Raw genomic sequence first — 2883 nt, forward strand, 5'->3', positions numbered from 1 at the left:
CCAACATCAAGAACAACAAAGTTATAATTGGCAAAGAAATTCTCTCCCACCTCTATGTTGTAGCCATAATCACAGTGAAAAGGTGTCTCTATATTGATAGATTCGCCTGTCTTACCCAGGATTTCCTTTATAAGCTTATCCTTCTACTCCTGCTTATCAGGCTCCAGATTATTATACTTATATATCTTCTTTTTATTTTCCATGCGCTCTTCACTGAGTCCATCAAGCCATGCCTTATATGGAAGATTCGCAAGCATTCTTTCTTTTTGGTTCATATTTTTCTCCTATAGGAATTATTATGATATTTATTCATCATTTACGGTAAATCCTAGTAATCTACTATAAATACCGTAGTGATTATTCTTGCTTATACTCTATTTACGGAATAAATACATTTCTTCCATATTTTTACCGTAGGCTATTCTAGTTTTAGATGCAATTCTTATAGTTTACCTACGGCAAAATTCATAATAACCAATAATTCTTCCGTAATTATACTCATAAAAACTCTTTAAAGTGAACCCCATGTCAAGGACACAGGCTTATTTTTTTAACCGTATTTCATGTCAATGCTGATGGTAGTTTATTAGTAACTAAAAAATGATAGTACTCATTAGGAGCCATTCCTTTTAATTGAGACTGATATCTATCGTTATTGTAATAATCCATCCAATCTGCTATTCGATAATTCACATCATCGAAAGTTTCCCACATAGGGATATATGGAGCCAGTTCATCCTTCATGTGTCCAAAGAAACTTTCCTGAGGAGCGTTATCCCAGCAATTCCCACGACGAGACATGGATTGCCTTAGGTTTGAATCCTTTATTAGTTCTCTGAACTTTACACTTGTATAATGACAACCTTGATCCGAGTGGATTATTGTAGTTGCATCTAGTGAATGTAAATGATTTTTTATTAGAATATTTACTGTTTCTAATACAAAATCGACCTCTAATGACTCACTAAGTACAAAAGACAAAACTTGCATAGTAAAAGCATCGATTATTACAGAAAGGTAGCAAAAATTTTTTTGTAATCTTATGTAAGTTATATCTGTTAAAAGGACCTGGCGGGGTCCATGGCTCTTAAACTGTCTATCAACTAGATTTTGAGCTACAACATTAGTTTTTAGAGCTTTTGCCATTCTTCTATAAGGATTGGCTTTTCTAACAGGACACTTTAGTCCATATTTATTCATGAGTCTTAGTACTTTTTTATGATTCATAGGAGTGCCCATCCTAGCTAATCTCATGCAGATGCTACGATATCCTTTTGCATATCCTCTATAGTCATATGCAGCTTTTATAAGCGCAAAATCTTCGCTATCCTTTAATTCCTTAGCATAGCGTTTTTGAGCTCCATCTTCAGATATATATCGATAATAACCAGAACGAGATACTCCAGCTAGTAAGCACAGTTCTTTGACATCAAGACTGTTATATTCAGACTCAAGCTCACGTTTAATGGCATCGAATACCAAATGTTTTTTACTTTTTAAGTCTCCGGTGGATGCAAGGTATTTGAAATTTTTTTTAAAAACTCAACTTGTTGTTCCAAATGAACGACTCTGCTTTGCAGTTCCTTTATTGAGGTTGCAGTCCTTTGACTGTCTAAATCCTTCTCTGCAAAGGCCTTGATTTTTTCTGCTTGAGATAATCCTCGAGGAGGCTTCAAACCTTCTGGAGATGCTGCCTCAGCTAGAATTTTTTTTCTAACACTATCGATAAAATAACGTGTGAAAAATTGAGTATCATATCCAGCGGCTCTTAGAATTTTGGGGCAAGTCATTCCAGGTTCATGAACCTTAGATATAAAAAATTCTTTAAAGGCTAGTGTAAATACTAATCTATAAGGAGAAACAGAATGCGTGTAGGGATTCTGCTCAAGTATTCTTATTTGTTCTTCTGTGTAGACATGTGCATTTTTCTTCATATGATTATCCTTCCATTGCTAATTATATCAGCAAATGACGGTTAAATCCGTGTCCACAACTTGGTTTAAGGATAAAACATAGAATAATCCGTGTTAAAGCATGTCTATGGCTTGGATTTGTTATAAAAAATACGGTTTATTCTTTTTTGAGCGTGTCCACTCTATGGGGTTCATTTTACTTTTCTCTCCTAAAAATCTACGTAATAATCTTATATATTACTTAATTTTTCCGTAATCGCCCTGTTCCTATATTCTGGCATAATTAAATATCTTTACTGAAGTAAATGTTCTATTACATCCTCATAATTTTTTTCAATTAAATTTACTTTCTCCCCAGCGTTCTGGTATCCCGAAATCACCTGGCTATTATCAGCTTTAAGCCTTTCAGCTGTGCAATCACTATCATCCAGCCTGTTTTCTATATCAGAAGCATGTGATTTTATCTCAGCAAAATGAGAATCTATGTACTCAGCTGTCATGGCTAGGCATATAAATGCAATCTCCTGCAAATACTGCTCATCAAAATCCTTTCGCCAATCATAAGGAATATAGCAGCCTTCAATGATAAGATTCTGCTTGTTCTCTATAGCAGTCTTAATCATCTCCCTGACAATAGGCCATAGATATCCTACAAGCTGTTCATCATCCTCTGGTGTTAGCTCTGTGTTTCCGCTTCTAATCAATCCCATTTTCAAATGATCGATTGATACATATGGATATTTATACTTTTCAAGCATCCTCTGTGCCAAGACAGTTTTCCCCACATGAGATGCACCTGTAATTATTGTAACCATAATTACCTCTGATTTCTAAAATCTAATGACCTGCTTTTCTGCATCAACAGATGCATCCACACCAAATGGTATGATGCATCTAGGTGTGGCATGACCAATATTTACATTAGCAACTATTGGCAGGCTTGGATTATCTACTACCTCACAAATTATCT

At 35.0% G+C, this 2883-nt stretch carries 3 protein-coding genes and 2 pseudogenes; all 5 read right to left on the reverse strand.

All coding sequences use genetic code 11. The features are described 5' to 3' along the window. A pseudogene (locus tag QVA17_RS12715) lies at positions 1–275 on the reverse strand (maltose acetyltransferase domain-containing protein); the annotation flags it as partial. Between the two features lie 286 nt (positions 276–561). Continuing rightward, the gene (locus QVA17_RS12400) at positions 562–1482 is read right to left on the reverse strand and encodes an IS3 family transposase (protein ID WP_287389310.1); all 921 of its coding nucleotides are present in this window, start codon (positions 1480–1482) and stop codon (positions 562–564) included. Positions 1483–1496: 14 nt separating this feature from the next. Then, positions 1497–1934 carry an HTH domain-containing protein gene (locus tag QVA17_RS12405; RefSeq protein ID WP_287389312.1) on the reverse strand — a complete coding sequence of 146 codons (438 nt, stop codon included), beginning with the start codon at positions 1932–1934 and terminating at the stop codon, positions 1497–1499. Positions 1935–2206: 272 nt separating this feature from the next. Then, entirely contained in the window at positions 2207–2728 is a 522-nt protein-coding gene (locus QVA17_RS12410; RefSeq protein WP_287389314.1) for an AAA family ATPase, read from the reverse strand. 15 nt (positions 2729–2743) lie between these two features. Then, positions 2744–2883: pseudogene (locus QVA17_RS12635) on the reverse strand (LD-carboxypeptidase); the annotation flags it as partial.

It is taken from the genome of Lachnospira sp., assembly GCF_016290755.1.
Lineage (GTDB): Bacteria > Bacillota > Clostridia > Lachnospirales > Lachnospiraceae > Lachnospira > Lachnospira multipara.

Excerpts from the sequence above, each read along its gene's own strand:
- QVA17_RS12410 (WP_287389314.1), bottom strand. The coding sequence starts at position 2,728 with ATGGTTACAATAATTACAGGTGCATCTCATGTGGGGAAAACTGTCTTG.
- QVA17_RS12405 (WP_287389312.1), bottom strand. The coding sequence starts at position 1,934 with ATGAAGAAAAATGCACATGTCTACACAGAAGAACAAATAAGAATACTT.